At 46.1% G+C, this 1,494-nt stretch carries 1 protein-coding gene; it reads right to left on the bottom strand.

Annotated features, from left to right (window positions below):
* Positions 1–1,358, bottom strand: a 1,358-nt coding sequence (locus tag ACFINI_RS09865) for a Bgr_08870 family protein (RefSeq protein ID WP_375648032.1), incomplete at its 3' end; no start/stop codon positions are given.
* Positions 1,359–1,494: the final 136 nt, after the last annotated feature.

Genomic DNA, 1,494 nt, shown 5'->3' with positions numbered 1-1,494 from the left:
ACAGCGCCATCAGCTCCAGCGCCGCTTGGAGAGGAATCTCCATGAGAGCCAGCACCTCCGCCCCCAAAACCACGCCCTGCTTTTCCCGAACTATAGGAACCTTTGCCGACTCCTCCAGAGCCACCACGTGATGTATCACCTCCAGCATCGCCTCCATTACCGCTTGTTTTACTCGTAATTCCATTCGTTCCAGCATAACCATTTCCGCCTTTGGCAATTCCTAGATGTTCATCCGTTGCTAAACCAAAGTTTCCACCTGTTCCTCCAGCACCGCCATCGCCTGAATAGTAGGTAGTCGTACCACCACCAAATCCCGTGTGAGATTGATAGGCAGAAGCACCCCCACCACCATGTCCTCCTGTCGCCGTAATAAAATTCTTTCCAACAGCTGTTGTTCCTCCAGAATTTCCTGTCGCACTGCGTGATGCAACAGAAGCGCCTCCTTTACCAATGATGATATCCTGGTGACCGTTTAAACTGGCTTTATAGCCATACCAGACTGAACAACCGCCACCGCCGCCACCTCCTCCTAATCTTGGCGTATCCGCTCCGCCACCACTACCGCCACCGCCCCATGCTTGGATCTCAACTTTAGTTTTATCCGTTACCCAATCAGGCCATTGAATTTTCCCATCCTGTGTATAGAGCAATTCAGCATCAGCAAGCGCAGACCAATTAATGAGTTTATCAACTAAGCCTTGTTTAATTTTTTTAATTTCTTGCTTGAGAATATCTATGTCTGATTTCGTATAAACAAGATCTCCATCGACCCTCAAAGGTCCTTTCAAGGTGCTTCCGTTAGTGTTTAAATTGGTAACCACTTCACCATTATGGATAAGGTTAAACGACGAATTACCCAACAGTTCTAAGCCACCACTCATAGTGACTTTGCTGGTAAATTTATTATAGCTTTGCCATTCATTTGGGCTGGCTAAGCGACCATAACTGGTCAGTCCTTCGTTAAGCTTGGCTCTAAAATCATCAAGCCCCACAATATCTTCGGTTTTATGTTGATGTGCGCCTAACAGTGAGACAGCACTCCCAAAGGTGAAGTTATTGTTGCTTGATTTATAGAGAACATAATTGTTGGCAGCATCGTGTGCACCCTCGATATCGCTTAAATCAGCAAATGAGAAAGTTTTATCCGCTGCCATTTTGCCATTGAGAGCGCTTTCTAGATTTGTGATTTCGCTTATGGTATGCGTGTGTTTTGAAGGCGCTTTTTCGTCTACCTTGTCCTCAACATCGGCTATTGCCTGATCAATTTTTGTCAAGTTTTCGCGCAAGATTGGGAATTCAGAACTGATAAAACGCCCCTCTTTAGGCAATTCCATATCGAGTTTTTTGGTTTTTGTCATCTCTGTTCTCCCATCACAATATGCCAGCGCCAAAATCACACACCATGGACCGCGCTGCTGGTCCACCGGTAAGGGTCAATTTCAAACGTGCTTGTTTGGCTGTTTTATCGCTGCTCACAAATTTGCGCTCTGTCCA

It is taken from the genome of Bartonella sp. AA56HLJMS (genome assembly GCF_042197145.1).
GTDB lineage: Bacteria > Pseudomonadota > Alphaproteobacteria > Rhizobiales > Rhizobiaceae > Bartonella.
This window is presented reverse-complemented; position numbering and strand designations above follow the sequence as displayed.